At 63.5% G+C, this 17,680-nt stretch carries 8 protein-coding genes; all 8 read right to left on the bottom strand.

The features are described from left to right. Position 1: 1 nt before the first annotated feature. Positions 2 to 3,628: a BREX-2 system adenine-specific DNA-methyltransferase PglX gene (gene pglX, locus ACWEO2_RS21965; RefSeq protein ID WP_452407015.1), complete on the bottom strand. Its 3,627-nt coding sequence runs from the start codon at positions 3,626 to 3,628 to the stop codon at positions 2 to 4. 88 nt (positions 3,629 to 3,716) lie between these two features. Next, positions 3,717 to 8,255 carry a BREX system serine/threonine kinase PglW gene (gene pglW / locus ACWEO2_RS21960; protein WP_452407014.1) on the bottom strand — a complete coding sequence of 1,513 codons (4,539 nt, stop codon included), beginning with the start codon at positions 8,253 to 8,255 and terminating at the stop codon, positions 3,717 to 3,719. Between the two features lie 423 nt (positions 8,256 to 8,678). After that, positions 8,679 to 12,230, bottom strand: a complete 3,552-nt coding sequence (gene pglX, locus ACWEO2_RS21955; RefSeq protein ID WP_452407013.1) for a BREX-2 system adenine-specific DNA-methyltransferase PglX — start codon at positions 12,228 to 12,230, stop codon at positions 8,679 to 8,681. Between the two features lie 813 nt (positions 12,231 to 13,043). Then, positions 13,044 to 14,060 (bottom strand): lipoyl synthase, encoded by a 1,017-nt coding sequence (lipA, locus tag ACWEO2_RS21950; RefSeq protein ID WP_452407012.1) that lies wholly within the window; start codon positions 14,058 to 14,060, stop codon positions 13,044 to 13,046. A gap of 78 nt (positions 14,061 to 14,138) precedes the next feature. Then, positions 14,139 to 14,873 carry a lipoyl(octanoyl) transferase LipB gene (gene lipB, locus ACWEO2_RS21945; RefSeq protein ID WP_452407011.1) on the bottom strand — a complete coding sequence of 245 codons (735 nt, stop codon included), beginning with the start codon at positions 14,871 to 14,873 and terminating at the stop codon, positions 14,139 to 14,141. Positions 14,874 to 14,981: 108 nt separating this feature from the next. Next, entirely contained in the window at positions 14,982 to 15,515 is a 534-nt protein-coding gene (locus ACWEO2_RS21940) for an N-acetyltransferase family protein (protein WP_452407010.1), read from the bottom strand. 132 nt (positions 15,516 to 15,647) lie between these two features. Further along, positions 15,648 to 16,553 (bottom strand): TIGR01777 family oxidoreductase, encoded by a 906-nt coding sequence (locus tag ACWEO2_RS21935; RefSeq protein WP_452407009.1) that lies wholly within the window; start codon positions 16,551 to 16,553, stop codon positions 15,648 to 15,650. Between the two features lie 21 nt (positions 16,554 to 16,574). Continuing rightward, a partial coding sequence (gene sucB / locus ACWEO2_RS21930; RefSeq protein WP_452407008.1) for a 2-oxoglutarate dehydrogenase, E2 component, dihydrolipoamide succinyltransferase occupies positions 16,575 to 17,680 on the bottom strand: 1,106 nt, incomplete at its 5' end.

Here is a 17,680-nt window from a genome sequence, read left to right as displayed (position 1 = left end):
CTCAATCCTCCCCACGGGTGGTACGGGTACGCCGACCACGCGCGGCGGCGGTCGGGCGCCAGGCGCGCAGATCATCGTCGGACAGACCATGCTCGCCCTGGAGCTGTCTGCGGTAACCGGCGAAGAAGGCGGCCGGAGTACCGCTGTAGTTCTCGTCGAACTCGTTGTGCCACTGGTCGAGCCACGGTTGCAGCTCGAGCAGGCCCGCCAGCAGCGGTTGGAGCTCAGGGGTCTCCAGGCTCTGTGCCGTGAAGTACGTGGCGAGGGCCTGGGCCTGTTCTCGATGATCCCAGCCAGCCCAGCCGTAGAGCGCCGGGGTCGCGGAGTTGGTGTCGCCGTAGGAGATGAAGCGCTCCTTCGGCACGTCCAGTTTGCCGCGCGCCTGCCAGTAGGAGGCGCGCAGGAAGTCCGCCGAGGTGTACTTGGGCGGGATCGGGATCGAGTCGCGGACCTTACGTTTCGCCGCCTCGTCGGGCGCGGCGTCTTCCTGGCGTTGCAGATCCCAGACGTGCTCCCAGTCCGCGCGCTTCTTCAAGCCGGATGGCTTGTAGCGCAATGCCGCTAGGAACGGGACATGCTCGTTGGTGATGAGATCGGCTACGACGCGGGACAATTCGACACGTGGGGCGTAGAGGGCGGCGACTGAGGTCAAATCTTCGTCCTCGGACAGGAGGTCGGTCAGGCGAGGGAGGGTGCGGATCACTGGGCGGTCGTCTTCGAACCAGAGATCGCGGGATTCCATGCGGTCCAAGAGCCAGGAACAGAGTGCCCTCTTCTGCAAGACATCCCAGCTCTCAGACTTCCACCGCCGCTTGTACTCCGGGCTCTCGATCATGGCGATGGCGCGGTTCGACTCGATCGTGTCAATGCGCCTCTGGACGACCCTCTTGTAGGAGTCGGGCCAGTGTGCGGGGATCTCGGTGATGGGGGTGGAGTTATGCCGAGTGAACCACTCCGCCGATGCTTCACCAACTGCGACCCTGCGAGCGAGGGCAATCTCGAAAGCTCGCTCGCCTAAATGGAGTGCGGGCATTTCGGACTCATGTGTGCGTAGATCTTCTGGGAAGAGGCTGTACAGCGAGTATACCTGCCAGTCCATTTCCTCCTGGAGGGCAATCATCTTGCTGCGGAGCAGTTTCCACCTCCGCTCAGCCTCTTTTAGGGAGGTGGCAACGGGGGTTGTGGCCGCTATGACATTCGAGGGGCTGGTTTTCGCGAGATCGGACGCCAACGCATCCAGCTCCGAGGCGATCTCGGTGGGGAACTTGGTTGGTAGAGGAAATTCCTCCAACTTCGTTCCCGTAAACTCGAAGAAGTCTTCGAATGGAATACGTGATTGTCGAGCACCCTTGGAGTCGACGGTGCTCCCTCGGCTGTGGCTGACCATCTTGAGCCAGAAGCATGCGGTGGAGCTGTTGAGCACCCCGAGCAGCCGCAGATGCTCCATCTCGCTTGCATCCTCTGGCAATTTGATCACCGGAGAAGTGCGGTTAAAAACCTTCCCACCGCGGTCCAATGCGAAGTGGTTGTGCGTTGCCACAAACGCAAACGTGATAGACAAAGGTGTGCGGTGCCGATCAGGAAAGTAAATCCCTAAGTCGAACCATCGCAGACCTCGGTCGGCGGGGATCTTTCCGAAGTACAAGCGGCGACTCAGATTTGTTCTGTACGGCCAAAAGTATGCCGCAGTGGAGGATTGAAGTGATCGCTTCGCTCCATTCCACTCGTTTGGCATGACCGTATGTTGAGGCGAGTCGATGATGTAGTCGCGAACCTCGTCGCCGTTGACCAGAAATACGCAGTCCTTGTCGACTCCGATGCGTTTAGAGAAGGCAGTGGGGAGGAGAAATGCATCGTCCTCGAGGGTCAGGGCTGTCATACCAATCGCGCTGGTCGTGGCTTCGAGTGTTCCGGCAGAGTCCTGTTCGAGGAGCTGTACCATCTCCAGACCGCCGTCGAGCAGGATCCACGGCTGCTTGCTGAAGTACCGTTCTCGGTCCAGGTCATCGACTGAGACCCACTGGCTCACCGTGCCGGGTCGGTCGATCTGGTCCACGATTGCACTCCATACGAACCCTTTTTCGGGCTGATCAGGAGCTTTCGGTTCACCTTGCACGCTTCGGATCGTCCGTACGGCGGCGCTACGGTTCTTCCCCGCACGACATGTGCCGACGAGGATCACGGTAGGGGTGCCATGCCCGGGAATATATGCCCCCGACGTGTCGATCACTTCGGTGAGTTCGACCTTGTGCCCGAAATATTCCTCGATGAGCTTCGTACCAAACTCGCGTTTCATGAACGAGTTGGCAGTGATCTGCCCGACCCGCCCGTATCCGCGCCCATCGTCATCACCACGCTTTGCCAGCTCGAAGAACCGCTGAGCGAACGGAACCGAGAGTGCGTACTTGCCCGAGCACGCGTCGTACAGCTCCCGGTACAGCCCATTGAGCGTCTTGTCCTTCACCGTGATGTATGGCGGGTTTCCCACGACCACGTGATACCGTCCCGCCTCCAGGATCCGCGGGTGCTCGTGCACATCTTCAGTCGCGTAGGAGAATTCGGCGACCGGATCACCGGGCTCGACGTCGTCGATGGTGAGTTCCATTAGCTCCAGCTGCCGCGCCTTAATGAGCGAGTCGCCGATGGCCAAATGGATCGGCCATTCGTAGTTCGCGGCTTGGGCGAGGGTGTGGATCTTGGCTGCCGCCATTGCTGCTACTAGCAGACGGAAGCGTGCGATGGCGATGGCGAACGGGTTGACATCCACGCCGTGCACGGAATCGAGTGCGGCGCGGACTCGTTCGTGCCGGTCTCGGGTGGACTCCTTTTCGGCCCACAGGCGAGTGAGTCGCTTGAACGCGCCCAACACGAAGTGCCCGGAGCCGCAGGTGGGATCAATCAGTTTCAGATCCCGGTAGCCGAATTCCTGCAGGGCAGGCGTGAGCGTGCGATCGAGGATGAATTCCTCGACGAACTCCGGGGTTTGGAGCAGAGCATAGGTTTTCCGGGCGTTCTCGGAGAGATCTTGGTAGAGGTCACCGAGGAATCGAGTATCCCAGCCCTCGGTCCCGTCTTCCCTCAGCGGGTCGGTGAAATCGTGGACGAGACCGCCGGATTCGTCACGGGCCCGCCAGAAGTCGATTAGCTGCTGGGCTCCCGCGTGCGACAGCGGCACCTGGTACAGCGGGTTGTGTGCGGGATCGAACAGCAGCTTTCCGGCTTGTCCGGTGCCGAGTTCGGCGAAGGCACGTTCCAGCCAACCGCGGTAGGTCGGGTCGTCCACGGTAGCGACGTAGTCGTCGTAGCGAGCTTGGGCCAGTTCACGTCGATCGTCGGTGGGGCCGGTGAGGTATGGCTCGTCAATGAGCTGGTTGTCCTCGCAGAACCGGACGAATACGGTGCCGAGCACCCAGGCCGCGGCGACCTGGGTAACGCGTTCGTCGCGCCACGACGCCCAGGTGGCTGCGGTGCGGCCAACCTTCTTGGCTCGGTCGTATTCGGCGCGCAATTGCGTGGCCGCGCGGCGGGCCTGGTCGGTCTCCGGCCGGTCCAGCTGGCGACCCAGATCGCTTTCCATCGCACCGACCTGCTTCTTCAGATCGGTGAGCAGTGCGTTGCGATCGATCATGCGCGTACTCCTGTGTTGTCGAGTGGCTGGTGGTCGCCGCTACGAAGTCGCGCGGCGTGAGCCAAGCGATCCGAGTACTCCGCAGTGCTCATACTTGTTTTCCTGCAGCGGTTTTCGTCGGCGCGGCCCGGTGCTCGTTGAGCACCCAATTGTCGGGCAGTGATATCCATTCGCCGAAACCAGCCTGGAAGGGCACGGTGACGGTGCCGAGTCGTGGTTCACGGGCCGGGTCGTCCTGCGGGCACAGCAGCCATAGGCCGCGGCCGCTGTGCCGAGCGGCTTCCGCCAACTGCTCCAAAACCCCCATCGCGTCGTAGCGTGCGTAGGCGAGGGTCTCGGTCATCAACACCGGTCCCGCCGCAGCGGCGAGCCGGTCCCGGATCTGTGGTTCGACCAGGCCCCATGCGGTGCGTGCGTATTCGGCAAATCGGCGGGCCGGTTGGGTGCCCGCTGCGGCGACGTCAGCCCGCAGAATTGTCTCCCATGTCGGTTTGCCGTTCGCAGGTATCAGGCGGTGTAACGCTGCCAGCAACAGCTCGGTCACAGATATCGGCTCGGCCGAGAACCGCGCGGTCAGCTCCGCGACCGCTTTGGTGCTCAGCCCAGCCCGCACTGTCAGGACCCGGTAGCCGTCTCGGCGCGCCGCACCCTCGAGTTTTTCCTCAGCAGTTGCCGCGGCCGCCAGCATCGGATCTTCGGCGTAGCGGGTGACCCGCGTCGCCGTAGCGCGTCGCCCCAACTGCTCGGACAAATAGCTGGACGGATCGGCAGACCTGGCAGGCAAGAAGCGCAGCTCGTTGTCGTAGCCACGCAGCTCGAGTTTCAGGTCGAAGCCGGCGTCGCGCAGCGCTGATTCCAGCCGCGAGTCAGTGGGCAGGGACTCGGCCAGCTCCGGAAATCGGGACCGGATCCGCTCATGTACCTCTTTTTGCAGCAGGCCGGGTTGTTTGGCGCGGGGAACACCGGGAGTCCAACTGACCAGACCCGCTTGGGTCAGGCGTGCTGCGCGCACCACGGGCAGATCACGGGGATAGATCTCCAATCGAGGTGTCGCCGCTGCATGCTGTGAGGCGCCCACCGCGATCTGCACGGTGCGGCGCCCATCCCAGTCGAGGGCGCCCCCGGGCGGATCGATCGCCGCCATGCGGTCCAATACCGTGCGCGCCGTCGGCAGCGTCTCCAGTTCGGCTAGGCGGTCGGCGACCTTGCCCAGCCGCACCGCGTAGTCGAGCAGCGCAGGTGCGGATGGAGTGTCCTGCCCGGAGTTGTCATCCGCCTCTAACGCCAGGACGACGACCATTGCCGCGTCATCGGACTCGCGTTTCGCGGTGTGCCGGAACCTCGCATCTTCCGGCGTCATCTGCTCCACCTCGACAACGGCTCGCAGTGCGGCCAATGCCAGGGCACGGCGCTGTTCCCGGCCGTCCAGGCGGGTGCCGCGCAGCCGAACCAGTGCATCGGCGAGCTCGGTCGCGGCAGCGACACGTCCGAGATCCTCCATCAGCTCCACGATTTGGCTTCGCACCGCCTGGAACGCCGGGTTCTTCTTCCATTGCTGGCGCTGCTTTTTCAGATTCTGTGAGATCGCCGCCGGGGTGACGCCGAACGACGCGGCAACGCTCTTCTGGCTGGGCCATGCCCCCAGGTCGGGGACGTCCGGTACCCCCGGGACTTGGAGCAATCTGGTCACGACGTCGACTTGCCTGGCGTTGGATCCGTTGTTGTTGCGCTCAGGAACCAGCTGTGCGACAACGGCATCCAGGCTGAGCGTGCGCATGGCTTCTTCACCGAGATCGCCCGCCGAATCGGACCTGGCTTCGCTCATTTCCGCGTTCGACGCCTTGCGGTCGTCGCGCGTGAGCGGGCCCGCGGTGCCGAGCAGTTTGCCCCATTGGCGTTGGCGGTCCTGGATCTCCGTGCGGGTACGCGCCCCCAATCCGGGGGCATTGATCAGGCTGCGGCGACTGTAATCCAGTAGCTGGCCAACCGTCGTGATATCCAGTCCGTACAGGAATTGCTCTGCCGTCGAGGTCAATCCGGCCGTCGACAGATGGGTGTCGCGGGTGACCTGGGCGGCGATCCGGTCCCGCTCCTGGCTCGCGGTGTCATCCTCTACGGGGTCGATCCCCGGCGTCGCATTCTCGTCTGTCGATGTGATCGGCGGACGATTGGACGGGCGTGACGGTACCTCGCGCGCCAAATCCAGGAAGATGCGACGCCACGCGTCACGCATCGGCTTGAGGTCGTCGAATCGCTCACTAGTGTTGCGGTGCAACGCTTTTCGGAAGAACTCGACGAGTCCGTCTCGAACCGATGGATCGAATGCGTCCGCAGCGATATCGGGGTACGGATACTCCGTGGGATCGGTCTGACGTGGCGACATCGATCCGTCGCCCCAGCGGGGCAGTTCCGCGGAGGCCATCTCGTGCAGTGTGACGGCTAGGGCATACCGTTCGGCGTGCGCGTCGTAGGGTGTCCGGACGTAATCGCCGACGAAGGGGTCCAGATATCCGTCGGTGCCCGCGCCCGGCTCCTGGCCCTGATACCAGGCGAGGGAGAAGTCGATCAGCACCAACTGCCGGGTCCGGTTGGGCCGCACCCGGATTGCGATGTTGTCCGGTTTCAGGTCGCGGTGCCAAATGCCCTCGCCCTCGAGGAACTCCACAGCGCCGAACAGATATTCGCCGTAGGCCTCCAGTTGATCCACCGACAGCCGGCCACTGTCACGCAGTTGACGCGCTACGGTCTCCTCCGCGCGGCGACGCTTTGATACCGTGGCACCGGCATCGGGGGATGTATCCAAATCCCGTTCGTCGCCGACGTATTCGATCAGCAGCGCAGTACGGGGACCTATCGTCATCAGGCCGGGTTCGACCACCTGGATGATGCGGGCGTCCTTGCGGAGCCTGGCGAGCACTTCGGCTTCGCGAGTCAGACTCTCGACCCGATCGTCGGACAGCGCCACCTTCATGACAGCGAACAGTCGAGCCTTCGGTTCGGCCTGCAAATCGCGGACGAGGAAGGCCCGGCTTGTCGAGCCCGTGCCGAGCCGACGCCGAACTTCCCACCGGCCGTTCAGCACGTCACCGGCGACCGACTCCAGCGGATCCTTCTCCGACACCGAAGGTTCGGGTTCCGACACCGTTGGGGCGGTGAGCTCTTCCTCGACTATTTCCAGCAGTTCGAGGAACTCGTCCGCGGTCGCCAGCCTGCGGGTCGGCTGATACGCGGTCGCGGCGTCCACCAGGTCGTCGATATTGTCCGACACCCCGTCCACCATCGCGCCCGGCCGCAGTCCCTTGCCCGCGTCGAAGCGGGCCAGCAGCTCGGCCTGGCTCCCCGCCGGTGGCTGCCCGGCCACCAGCAAGTACGTGAGCGTGCCCAGTCCGTAAACGTCCATGGTGATCGGGTCGGCCTTCGCCGCCGTCAACTCGGGCGCGAGGTATACGTCGGTCCCCGGTGCGAGGTGCGTCGCGGACAGGGCAGTCGGTGCGTAGCGAGTGAGGCCGCGCAGGCGGCTCGAGCTGCGCTGAGTGGCAATCTGCCAGTCCGAGATCTGTAGGTGCGGATGTTGCCAGCGTTCAGGTCCGTGCAATTCTCGGCCTGTACTGTTACGCACCCGCGGCAGCACATGGATCGCGTGCGCGGCCAGACCACGGTGATAGACGCGGGACTTGTGCGCGGCCCGTATCGTCTCGGCCAGCTGCCGTACCATCTCGATCCGGTCCTGGATATCGAGATTCGCGCCATACTCGGCCAGGTAGTCGTCCAGACGCATTGTGTCCGGGTTATATTCGAAGATCAACGCCGGGCCGGCCGGATGTCCGCCGGAGTCGATGTCGACGAATCGCACCACTCCTTGGTGACGGAATCGGCGCAGGACCGCCGCCTCTCGCTTGGCCGCCTCGTACACCGACGTACGGGTAGCCTGGTCGGCGCCGCGTTCGCTCAGGTAGATCCGAATCCGAGCGGGGGTACTCAGATCGGTGTGCTCGGCCTGGTAATCGGTCCACGTCGGGCCGGTGCTGATCGGTTCGATCAATTTGTAAGCGCCGACCATTCGGTCCGCTTCACTACGACCGATTCCGATTCGCTGCAGCGCGGCCGCGATCTTTTCGGCACGCCCCGGGCTTATCCGATTCTGACGGTCCTGCGGTGGTTGCCCCAGTACTTCGACCAGCTCACGGATCGTGTGCGTGTGGAGCCGGTCGCCTTCCGGTACCTCGAACCGCAAGTCGGGGTGAGTGAGGCATAGCCTGCTGTCAACGAATACCGGAGCACCGGCCTCACCGAGCAGACTCGCGAGTTCCTTGGCCTTTTGATTGACCAAGTGCAGTGGATTCCGGTGCAGCTTGCGCCGCCGTCCATTGTCGAAACCTCGCACCCAGTCGCCGTTCTCGACCGTCAACCGGCCGCGCCAATCCTTCAGCTCGATCAGGTGCACCCCATTAGGGGCGATCACGAGTAGATCGACTTCACGGATGTGGCCGTAGCGCTCGGTGAACGTGAAATTGGACCAGGCGAGCCAGGGTTCAGCGTTCGGCAGCTTGGCCCGAATCGCCTCGAGTCCGCGACGCTCGTGATCGAAGTTGGACTCGGTGACAGTTGTCCACCGGTCTTCGTCCATGCGCCTGTCCCCACCATTCTTCGGTCGACTCGAATCCGACGGCTGCACTCCGAGCAGCCGACAACCTGCCAGCGTCTCATGCTATCGGTGCCGCCGGGTAAACCGTGACACCTTTACTGACGGGTCGACCTGGCAACTCTCTCGGTTGGCCGCACCGAATCTGCTGACCAGCTGATCACGATTGACCAGTTCGGCGACCGCTCGGGTGTGTAGCTGCCAGCGTGTCGACGCCGATCAACGCCCTACCAACGACGTCATTCGACAGCGCGTGGATCTGACAGTCGCGATGTGCGTGGCGATGGATGCCGATCTCGACAGCGGCGTTGTGGTTTCTGTGTGGATCCACACCGCTGCGTGGCTGAAGTAGGCACGCGCTACCCCCAGATCAACCGGCAGCGGCTCGCGATTGACCTGTATCGTCGGCTAGGAACTCGGCGTCTTGCGCGGCCGCCCACGCTTCGGCGCCGGCGGCCGCCACGTCACTAGCTCTTCGTCCGTCAAGCCAAACTTGCTCTGCACCGAGCAAAGGAACTCCTGGTATCTGAGGTGGAACCCGTTGTGCCACTGTGCTACCCAGGGGTGCAATTCCAACAATCCGGCTAGTAGAGGCATCAGCTGCTCGCTTGTCGATGCCTGGTCGAGAAGTTTCTCGATATGAACCATTAATGCCGCTGCTTGTTCGCGATGGTCCCAGCCGGCCCACCCGAACAGGGTTGGGGCACGGTTATCCACCGGATAGGAGATGAAGCGCTCGTTCGGAACATCGAGTTTGCCGCGCGCTCGCCAATACGACTGCCGAGCGAAGTCTGCCGACTTGTACTTCGGAGGCACTGGTATCGGTTCGGTGGGCGGACTTGCCTCAGCTTTTGCAGCGTCCGCCTCGCGTTGCAGAGTCCACACTCGCTCCCAATCCTTCCGCTTCCGGTAACCGGACTCCTTGTACCGGAACGCCGCGAGGAACGGTACATGCTCGTCTTCAATCAGCCTGCGGACGGTCTCACGGCATTCGGTGTCGGGATCGTAGAATGCCGCAGCTGACGCGAAATCTTCATCCCTCGAAAGAGTTTCAATCAGCTCCTGGATGGTGCGCAGCCATGGTTGTTCGGTACCGCGGCTGTCCTCGCGGAACCAGAGGTTGCGGTCCTCCATCCGATCGAGCAGCCACGATCGCAACGAATCGTTTTGCAGCGTGTCCCATTCGACGGTTGACCAGCGCCGCTTGAATTCTGGCTGCTCGACTCGGTTGAGGCTGGGGTGTAGTTCGATGGCATCGATTCTGGCCTCGACAATCTGCCGATACGCTGCGGGCCACTGCCGGGGCAGCGTCGTAATGGGTACCACGCCGTTTCGCTCGAACCAGTTGCTGTGTGTTTCCCCTTGGGCCATGCGACGCGCCAGAACGATCTCGAAGGCACGTTCCCCCATCCGCAATTCAGGAATGAGATCGGCCGGTGCGAGAAGTCCGTCGGCAGCTATCAGTCCATACTTTTCATAGATCTCCCAATCCAGTTCTTCCTGGAGCCCGATCAACCTGCCGCGTGCCGCACGCCATCGCATGCGTGCAAAACCGAGATTTCCGCCATCAAAGGAGGCGCCGGGCTGGAGGACGGATCGTGGATCGGTGTGCGCAAGCTCCTGTGCCAGTTCGTCCATCCTCTTGGCGTGCACACTCCACCGGGCCTCGGGCCATGGGCCGGGGGGAACTGGCACTTCGCCGAGTCGTTGACCGGCGAATTCGTAGAAGAATGACCACGGTTCGCCGATTCCGGTCTGACCGACGCCCGGCTGGCCTTTGCTGTTGCTGTTGTGCTTCAGCCAGAAACACAGCAATGAGCTGTTGAGTAGCGCCGTCAACTGGAGAACGTCCGAGTTCGCCACCGACTTCGGCAGACGAATGACAGGTGCCGAAGTCAATGGTGCTGCTCGCTCGCGAAGGACGGCGAAGTGGTTATGTGTACTTACCCATGCGAGCACAACCCACCACGGATGAGCGTCCTGAACCTCGGTGACGTGATGCCACTGGTACCACGGTCGGTCCTCGTCGAAAAATGTACGTCCCGAGTTGCCTCGACGATGTTCGAGGATTGTTCGGAGCGGCCACAAGAGCTTAAACACATGAGGGTAGTTCTCGATCTTCGGTGTATCGCTGCTCCCTGCGGTGAGCATGACTCCCGTGTCCTCTGGGATGGCGGTCCAATCGCGAATCTCGGATCCTCTGAGCATGGGAATCAGAATTGTGGATTCTGCCTTCTTGCGCCGGAATGACGCTGCGGGTGCGATGAACGCATCGTCCAGGCCAGTATTGGCGTAGTATCCGATTCGCGCGACAATCTTTTCGAGCCTGACATCGCCTGCCTTCATCGCGTCGAGGACACTGGCGCTCGCGCTATCGGTGAGGTTCCATGGGAAGATATGCAGCATAGATTGATCGAAATCGATTCGCTGCGTCCATTTGTCTTGGTACACTCCGCCGCGATTGACCCCATCAACAATCGACTTCCAGACGTTTCCCTGCCGGGGATCAACGGGCTTTTCGGATTCCGCCAGAATCCCGATCGTTACCTTCGTGCGAGAGTGGGAGGGCGGTCGATTGCGGCCGAAGAGTAGAACGGTCGGGATCCCGTGCCCTGGAATGAAAGCGCCTGACGTGTCGATCACATCGGTCAGATCCACGGTCGGGAGGAACTCTTCGATGAGGCTTCGGCCGAATTCTCGCTTCATAAAGCTGTTCGCCGATAGCAGACCGACGAACCCTGCGCCTTCGGAGTTCGGCTTGGCGAGGCTGAAGAATCGCTGGATAAACGGGACGGTCAAGGCGTATGTACCTCGGCAAATCGGATAGGCACGGCGGTAGGTCTCGCTCAGCGCCTTGTCCTTCATTGTGATGTACGGGGGGTTTCCAACCACGACGTGGTAGCTGCCGGCACCGAGGAGATCGTCAGTGTCTGCCATGCCCGCTGAATCCTCATCGCGCGATGTGTTACTTCCCGTGGGGCGACTGACCTTGCTGGTCATTGCATTGCGTCCGTTCAGCAGCGAATCGCCAACGACTAGGACGAGCTCGAGGTGTGGTTGGTCGGACAGGCACCGGGCTCCGCCTGCCTTCATTGCCGCGATGTGCAACCGGAAACGGGCGATGGAAACAGCGTTCGGATTCCTGTCGACGCCGTGGACCGACGCCAACGCTCTGTGCACCGACTCCCAAGGGGTCGCGTCGGGTTCCTGTTTACGCCAGCGTGTCAGCAGACGATCGAACGCTCCCAGTATGAATGTTCCTGAGCCGCAGACGGGATCGACAACCCGGAGTCCATCCAGTCCGAACTCGTCGATCGCCCGGGCGAGTACTTGGTCCAAGACGAAATCCACGACGAACTCTGGGGTTTGTAACAGCGCATATGCCTGTCGTTCCTGATCCGAGAGATCTTGATAGAGATCGCCCAAAAAGCGGGTATCCAACCCGACGTCCGTGAAGTCGTGGACGATCATCCCTCCTGCGTCGGATGAGCGCCAGAACGCGATGAGGTTGGTTGCTGCATCCACAGAGATTGGGATCTGCGCGAGTGGACCGTGGTCGATATCCATCGTTGGATCGATCGGGTACGTGTCTGCCAACCCCTGAAGCAGCCAGTCGCGATCGGTCGCAGAGGGAGACATTCGCGAGAATTCGGACTGTCGGTTCTGGGCCAGCTTGCATCGGGTGCCAGGACCCGATAAATAGGGCGCCGCGATCAGATGGTTGTCCTCGCAGAACCTGAGGAAGACAGTGCCAAGCAGCCAGGCAAGTGCAGCCTGGGTTACCTGTTCGGCCAGCCATGATGAGTAGGTAGCCGACGAGCGGCCCGCTGCGCACACGGCGCTCCATTTTGAGCGGAGCATGTTGTCGGTGACGTCTTGGGCGGTCTGCGTCATGAGATCGGACTCGAGTACTGCTAGCTGCCTTCTGAGGTCGGTCAGCAGCGACGGGCCATGGATCATCGACTCTCCTCATGTCGTAGCTTCGGCGTGGTGCCATGGCTTGTTGTCGAGCGTGGCGCTCGAAAAAAAATCTACCACGTCTTGTGGATGCTGCTACTCTTGCGGCAGAGCGCTGAGTCTGGCGGCGCATCAGCTGGTGGTTGGTGCAATGAACGACCTCTGGGTTCTCGCTCGCGCGCTGGACCTTCGATAGAAAATGATAATCACGTGTTACAGAAGTTCGGGAGGAAACTCGTGGCGCACAGTGACAATAGGCGAGCCGAGGGGCGCGATGGGTTGGCCTAGATACACGGCGATCATCGCGAGCAGTGGCGTTGCATACACCGTGATGCCCTGGTGGGCCGCTCTGACAATGGGGCTAGCTCTCGTTCTGTCCGGCGCGTACGAGCGAAAGTGGCGATATCAGTTCGGAAAGCACGCGCTGGACAAGGCTCAGAGCCGATATGTCGGGGAGGTGACGAAGGCGATCGTGCAGGACTCTGCCGATGGTCGCTGGCACCAACGGACCGATGGGCGCCGGTTGGTTACTGAGCACGTGGATCGGCAGACTTCCGCAGTCGATCCGACAGCCGGGCCTGCCAGGAACTCTGAGTCCGGAGACCTGGATATCTGCAATGGCAGCTGAATCCCGCTAGTACCAAAACGTGTTAGTTGTTCGCGCCGATCAACCTCGGCCGAGGGTACCCGTTGCAGCTGTGGCATCGTCCTGTCACCTCGCACAACAAAAGCGGGCTCTCGCATATCCAGCCGGTGTTCGGCAGACGTGTGAGAACCCGCTTGGGTGTGTGAAGCAGACCGTTGTCCTGGGCGCGACTAGCTGCCGAAGCGAGCGAGTACCGCGCTGGCTTCTTGGGAGGCGGTGCCTTCGGCGGCGAGGTGGGCCATGGTGGCGGGGACTTCGCGGCCGTGGTGGGCCATCGCCTGGGCGTATAAGCGGCCCGCGCGGTAGGAGGAGCGGACGAGAGGTCCGGCCATCACACCCGCGAAGCCGATCTCCTCGGCCATCCGGGAGTGCTCAACGAACTCCTCCGGCTTGACCCAGCGGTCGACCGGGTGGTGGCGGGGGGAGGGGCGCAGGTACTGGGTGATGGTGAGGATGTCGCAGCCCGCCTCGTGCAGGTCACGCATTGCCTGGGTGACCTCTTCGGGGGTCTCGCCCATGCCGAGGATCAGGTTGGACTTGGTGACCAGGCCGTCTTCGCGGGCCGCGGTGAGCACCGCGAGCGAGCGCTCGTAGCGGAATGCCGGACGGATCCGCTTGAAGATGCGCGGCACCGTCTCCACATTGTGCGCGAGCACCTCCGGGCGCGTGGAGAAGACCTCGGCCAACTGCTCGGGGACCGCGTTGAAGTCGGGAATGAGCAGTTCGATGCCGGTGTTCGGGTTCAAAGCCTTTATGGCACGGACGGTTTCGGCGTAGAGCCAGGCGCCGCCGTCCTCGAGATCGTCGCGCGCGACACCGGTGATGGTGGAGTAGCGCAGGCCCATTGCCTGGACGCTCTCGGCGACCCTGCGCGGCTCGTCGCGATCGAGTGCGGCGGGTTTGCCGGTGTCGATCTGGCAGAAGTCGCAGCGGCGGGTGCACTGCTCGCCGCCGATCAGGAAGGTGGCCTCACGGTCTTCCCAGCATTCGAAGATATTGGGACAGCCCGCCTCCTCACACACCGTGTGCAGGCCCTCGCGTTTCACCAGGCCCTTGAGTTCGGTGTACTCGGGGCCCATCTTCGCTCGGGTCCGAATCCATTGAGGCTTGCGCTCGATCGGGGTCTCCGCGTTGCGCGCCTCGATGCGTAGCAGTTTGCGTCCTGCCGGTGCTGAAGCTGAGGTCACTCGATCGACCTTACGCCTTGCCCGATAGCGCAGCCCGACGCAGTCCGCCCATAGCCGGCGCGGGGCCCACCCACTCGCTCATTCGGAGGTAGCGGGCGGTCCGGCCGGTGTGACGCGGGCGATATCGCGGGCGGTCACCGGGAGTTCGCCACTGAGCGCGCGGACGATCGCATCGGTCACGAGCGGCTTTACCTCGGCTACCGTCACCTCACGGCCGAGCTCCCGAGTCAGGGTGGTGACACCAGCGTCGCGGATGCCGCAGGGGACGATCGCCTGGAAGCCGTCGAGGGCGGAATTGCAGTTGAGCGAAATGCCGTGCAACGCGACGCCCTGCTGGACCCGCACGCCGATCTGGGCGACCTTGCGTTCGGAGAAGAGTTCGGTGGCGGGCAGCCAGACACCGGAACGCCCTTCGACACGGCCGCAGTCCAGGCCGAGATCGGTGCATACGGTGATCAGGGCCTCTTCTAGCCTGCGCACATACTGGACGACATCCACCGGCTCGGCCAGCCGCACGATCGGATAGCCGACGAGCTGGCCCGGACCGTGCCAGGTGATCTTGCCGCCGCGATCGACCTGCACCACCGGACTGCCATCGATCGGCAGATCCTCGGCCTCGGTGCGGCGGCCAGCCGTGTACACCGACGGATGCTCCAGCAGGAGCAGATGGTCCGATCCCTGACCCTGGGCCCGCTGCGCGGCGATCGACCGCTGCAGTTCCCAGGCGCTGTGGTAATCGATGAGTCCGAGATCCTCGACCACGATCGGGGTCGTATCGAATCGGGCGGACCAGGTGGTGCGCGTGTCGTTCACACCGTTGACGGTACGCCCAGAGTTACATCCGAGTGAATCGGCCTGGTTGTGTTGGATGCCACAGGGTAGCCAGGTTTACTTTCGAGAACCTGAGCATCGCCGCAGGATTCAGTCGCCCTCGACCGGCAGTGTCAGCTGCATCAGCGTCAGATCCATCCAGCGGCCGAATTTGCGGCCCACTTCCGGCAGTTCGCCAACCGTGCGGAAGTCGAAGCGCTCGTGCAGTGCGATCGAACCGGTATTGCTGGATTCGATGGCGGCGACCATGGCGTGCACCGTGCCCGTCCGGCGTGCACGCTCGATCAACTCGGTGAGCAGGGCGCTCGCGATGCCGCGACGCTGGAATCGATCGGCGATATAGACCGAATTCTCCACGGTGAAGCGGAAGCCCGAGCGGGTCCGCCACGGACCGTAGCTGGCGTAACCGGCGACCTCGCCCTCGACTTCGGCGACCAGGATGGGTAATCCGGCGGACGTGCGGTCGCGGAACCAGGCGAGTCGATCGTCGAGATCGACCTGCTCATGGTCCCAGATGGCGGTGGAGGTGGCGATATTCGCGTTGTGGATGTCGAGGACCTCCGGCAGATCGCCTTCGTGCGCGTCACGAATGACTGTGGCAGGCCGGGTTTCTAGCTCGGTCATCGATCTACTCCATTGCGGCGCTGGACAATTGGGGGCGCTGGGTATTTGTGGGCGCGAGGTATTCGACGGCGCTGGATCGTGGGCACATCGGCTCACCGTGGTAGTCGGTGCGGTCGCCGCGCCTGCCCGGCCTCATCGGTCCCCATCGTGGCCGAGGGAAGCCGCGAGCGCGGCACCGATGGTCTGATGTTGGAACGGATAACCCGCTTCCTCCAGCACAGTCGGAATCGCCCGCGGCCCGTGCAAAATCGCCTCTTCGGCGAATTCACCGATCAGCGCGCGCAATGCGAACGCGGGCACCACAAATGGCGTCGGCCGGTGCAGAATGCGGCCGAGCGCGCGATTGAATTCGGCATTGGTGACCGGCGCCGGGCCGACCGCATTGATCGGCCCGGAAATGCTGTCGTTGGTGATCGCGAAGACGATCGCGCCGATCTCGTCGGCCATCGAGATCCACGGCGTGTACTGGCGACCGTTACCCAGTCGGCCGCCGAGACCGAGCGAGTACAGCGGCTGCAGCATGCCGAGCATGCCGCCGCCGTGGGACAGCACCACGGCACTGCGCAGCAATACCGTGCGCACGCCCGCGTCGACGGCGGGCTTGGTGGCGGCCTCCCAATCCCGGCACAGGGTGGCGAGGAAACCCGTTCCCGCCGGGGCGGTTTCGTCGACCACTCGACTGCCGGTCGCGCCGCCGTAGAAGTGCACGCCGCTGGCATTCACCAGTACCGGCACGCCCGCGGCGGCGACCGCGTTGGACAGGACGTCGGTCGGGGTGATTCGGCTGTCGCGCAACTCCTGTTTGTAGCTGCCGTTCCAGCGCCGTCGTCCGATGCCCGCCCCGCAGAGGTTGACCACCGCGTCGGCGCCCCGCAGGGCCCGCTCGTCCAGATCGGCGCGAGCGGGATCCCAGCGGTATTCGTCCGGCGCGTTGGGGGAACGGCGTACCAATCGGGCGACATCGTGCCCGTCGCGGCGCAATGCCGCGACGAGTGCCGTTCCGATCAGCCCGGACGAACCGGCGACCACCACCTTCATACGGGACAGACGACCTTCCGATTACAGGCCGAGATCGGCCTCGAACGCCGCTTCCTCGAGCCGGTGCCGGATCGTGGTCAGGAAGCGACCGGCGTCCGCGCCGTCGATGAGGCGGTGATCGTAGGTGAGCGGCAGGTAGCACATCGACCGCACACCGATGGACTCGTTGCCGGTCTCATCGGTGACCACCACCGGACGCTTGACGATCGCACCCGTGCCGAGCATGCCCACCTGCGGCGGAAGCAGGATCGGGGTGTCGAACAGCGCGCCCTGGCTGCCGATATTGGTAATGGTGAAGGTGCCACCGGCCAGCTCGTCCGGCTTGAGGCCGCCGGTGCGGGCGCGGTTGGCGATATCGGCGATGGCGCGGGCCAGTCCGGCCAGCGACAGATCGCTGGCGTTGTGGATCACCGGGGAAAGCAGACCCTGCTCGGTGTCGACGGCGATACCGAGGTGCACCGAGGCGTGGTAGGTGATCTCCTTGGTGGCCTCGTTGTAGCTGGCGTTCACATTCGGGTGCACGCCGAGCGCCTCGACGACCGCCTTGGCGAAGAACGGCAGGAACGTCAGGTTCACGCCCTCGCGGTCCTTGAACGCGGCCTTGGCCTGGCTGCGCAGGGCCGCGATCTTGGTGACATCCGCCTCGTGCACCTGGGTCAGCTGCGCGGTGGTCTGCAGCGATTCCCTGGTCTTGGTCGCGGTGATCTGCCGGATGCGGCTCGCCTTCTGCACGGTGCCGCGCAGATGCGCGAGCTGCGAAACGGCGGGCGCGGGGGCCTTTGCGACCGGTGCGGCGGCCGCGGCAGGGGCGGGTGCGGCGGCGGGAGCCTGCCTGGCCTCCACGGCGGCGAGCACATCCTGCTTGCGGATGCGCCCACCGACACCGGAACCGGTGATGCTGGCGAGGTTGACGCTGTTCTCCTCGGCCAGCTTGCGCACCAGCGGAGTGACGTACGGGGTCGCGCCATTGCCGGAGGGCTCCTGAGCCGGAGCAGTCGCGACCGGAGCCGGTGCGGGCTTGGGCGCAGGGGCGGGTGCGGCAGGGGCCGGTGCGGCGGGCGCCGGCACGCCGAATATTCGGTCGCCGTACGGATCACCCCGGATCGGCTGCGCGGCTTCTGAGCCCG

Source organism: Nocardia sp. NPDC004278 (genome assembly GCF_053602975.1).
Note: the sequence above shows the minus strand (reverse complement) of the source record. Positions and strands in the feature narration are given on the sequence as shown.

Excerpts from the sequence above, each read along its gene's own strand:
- pglX (WP_452407015.1), bottom strand. The coding sequence starts at position 3,628 with ATGATCGATCGCAACGCACTGCTCACCGATCTGAAGAAGCAGGTCGGT.
- pglW (WP_452407014.1), bottom strand. The coding sequence starts at position 8,255 with ATGGACGAAGACCGGTGGACAACTGTCACCGAGTCCAACTTCGATCAC.
- pglX (WP_452407013.1), bottom strand. The coding sequence starts at position 12,230 with ATGATCCATGGCCCGTCGCTGCTGACCGACCTCAGAAGGCAGCTAGCA.
- ACWEO2_RS21940 (WP_452407010.1), bottom strand. The coding sequence starts at position 15,515 with ATGACCGAGCTAGAAACCCGGCCTGCCACAGTCATTCGTGACGCGCAC.
- ACWEO2_RS21935 (WP_452407009.1), bottom strand. The coding sequence starts at position 16,553 with ATGAAGGTGGTGGTCGCCGGTTCGTCCGGGCTGATCGGAACGGCACTC.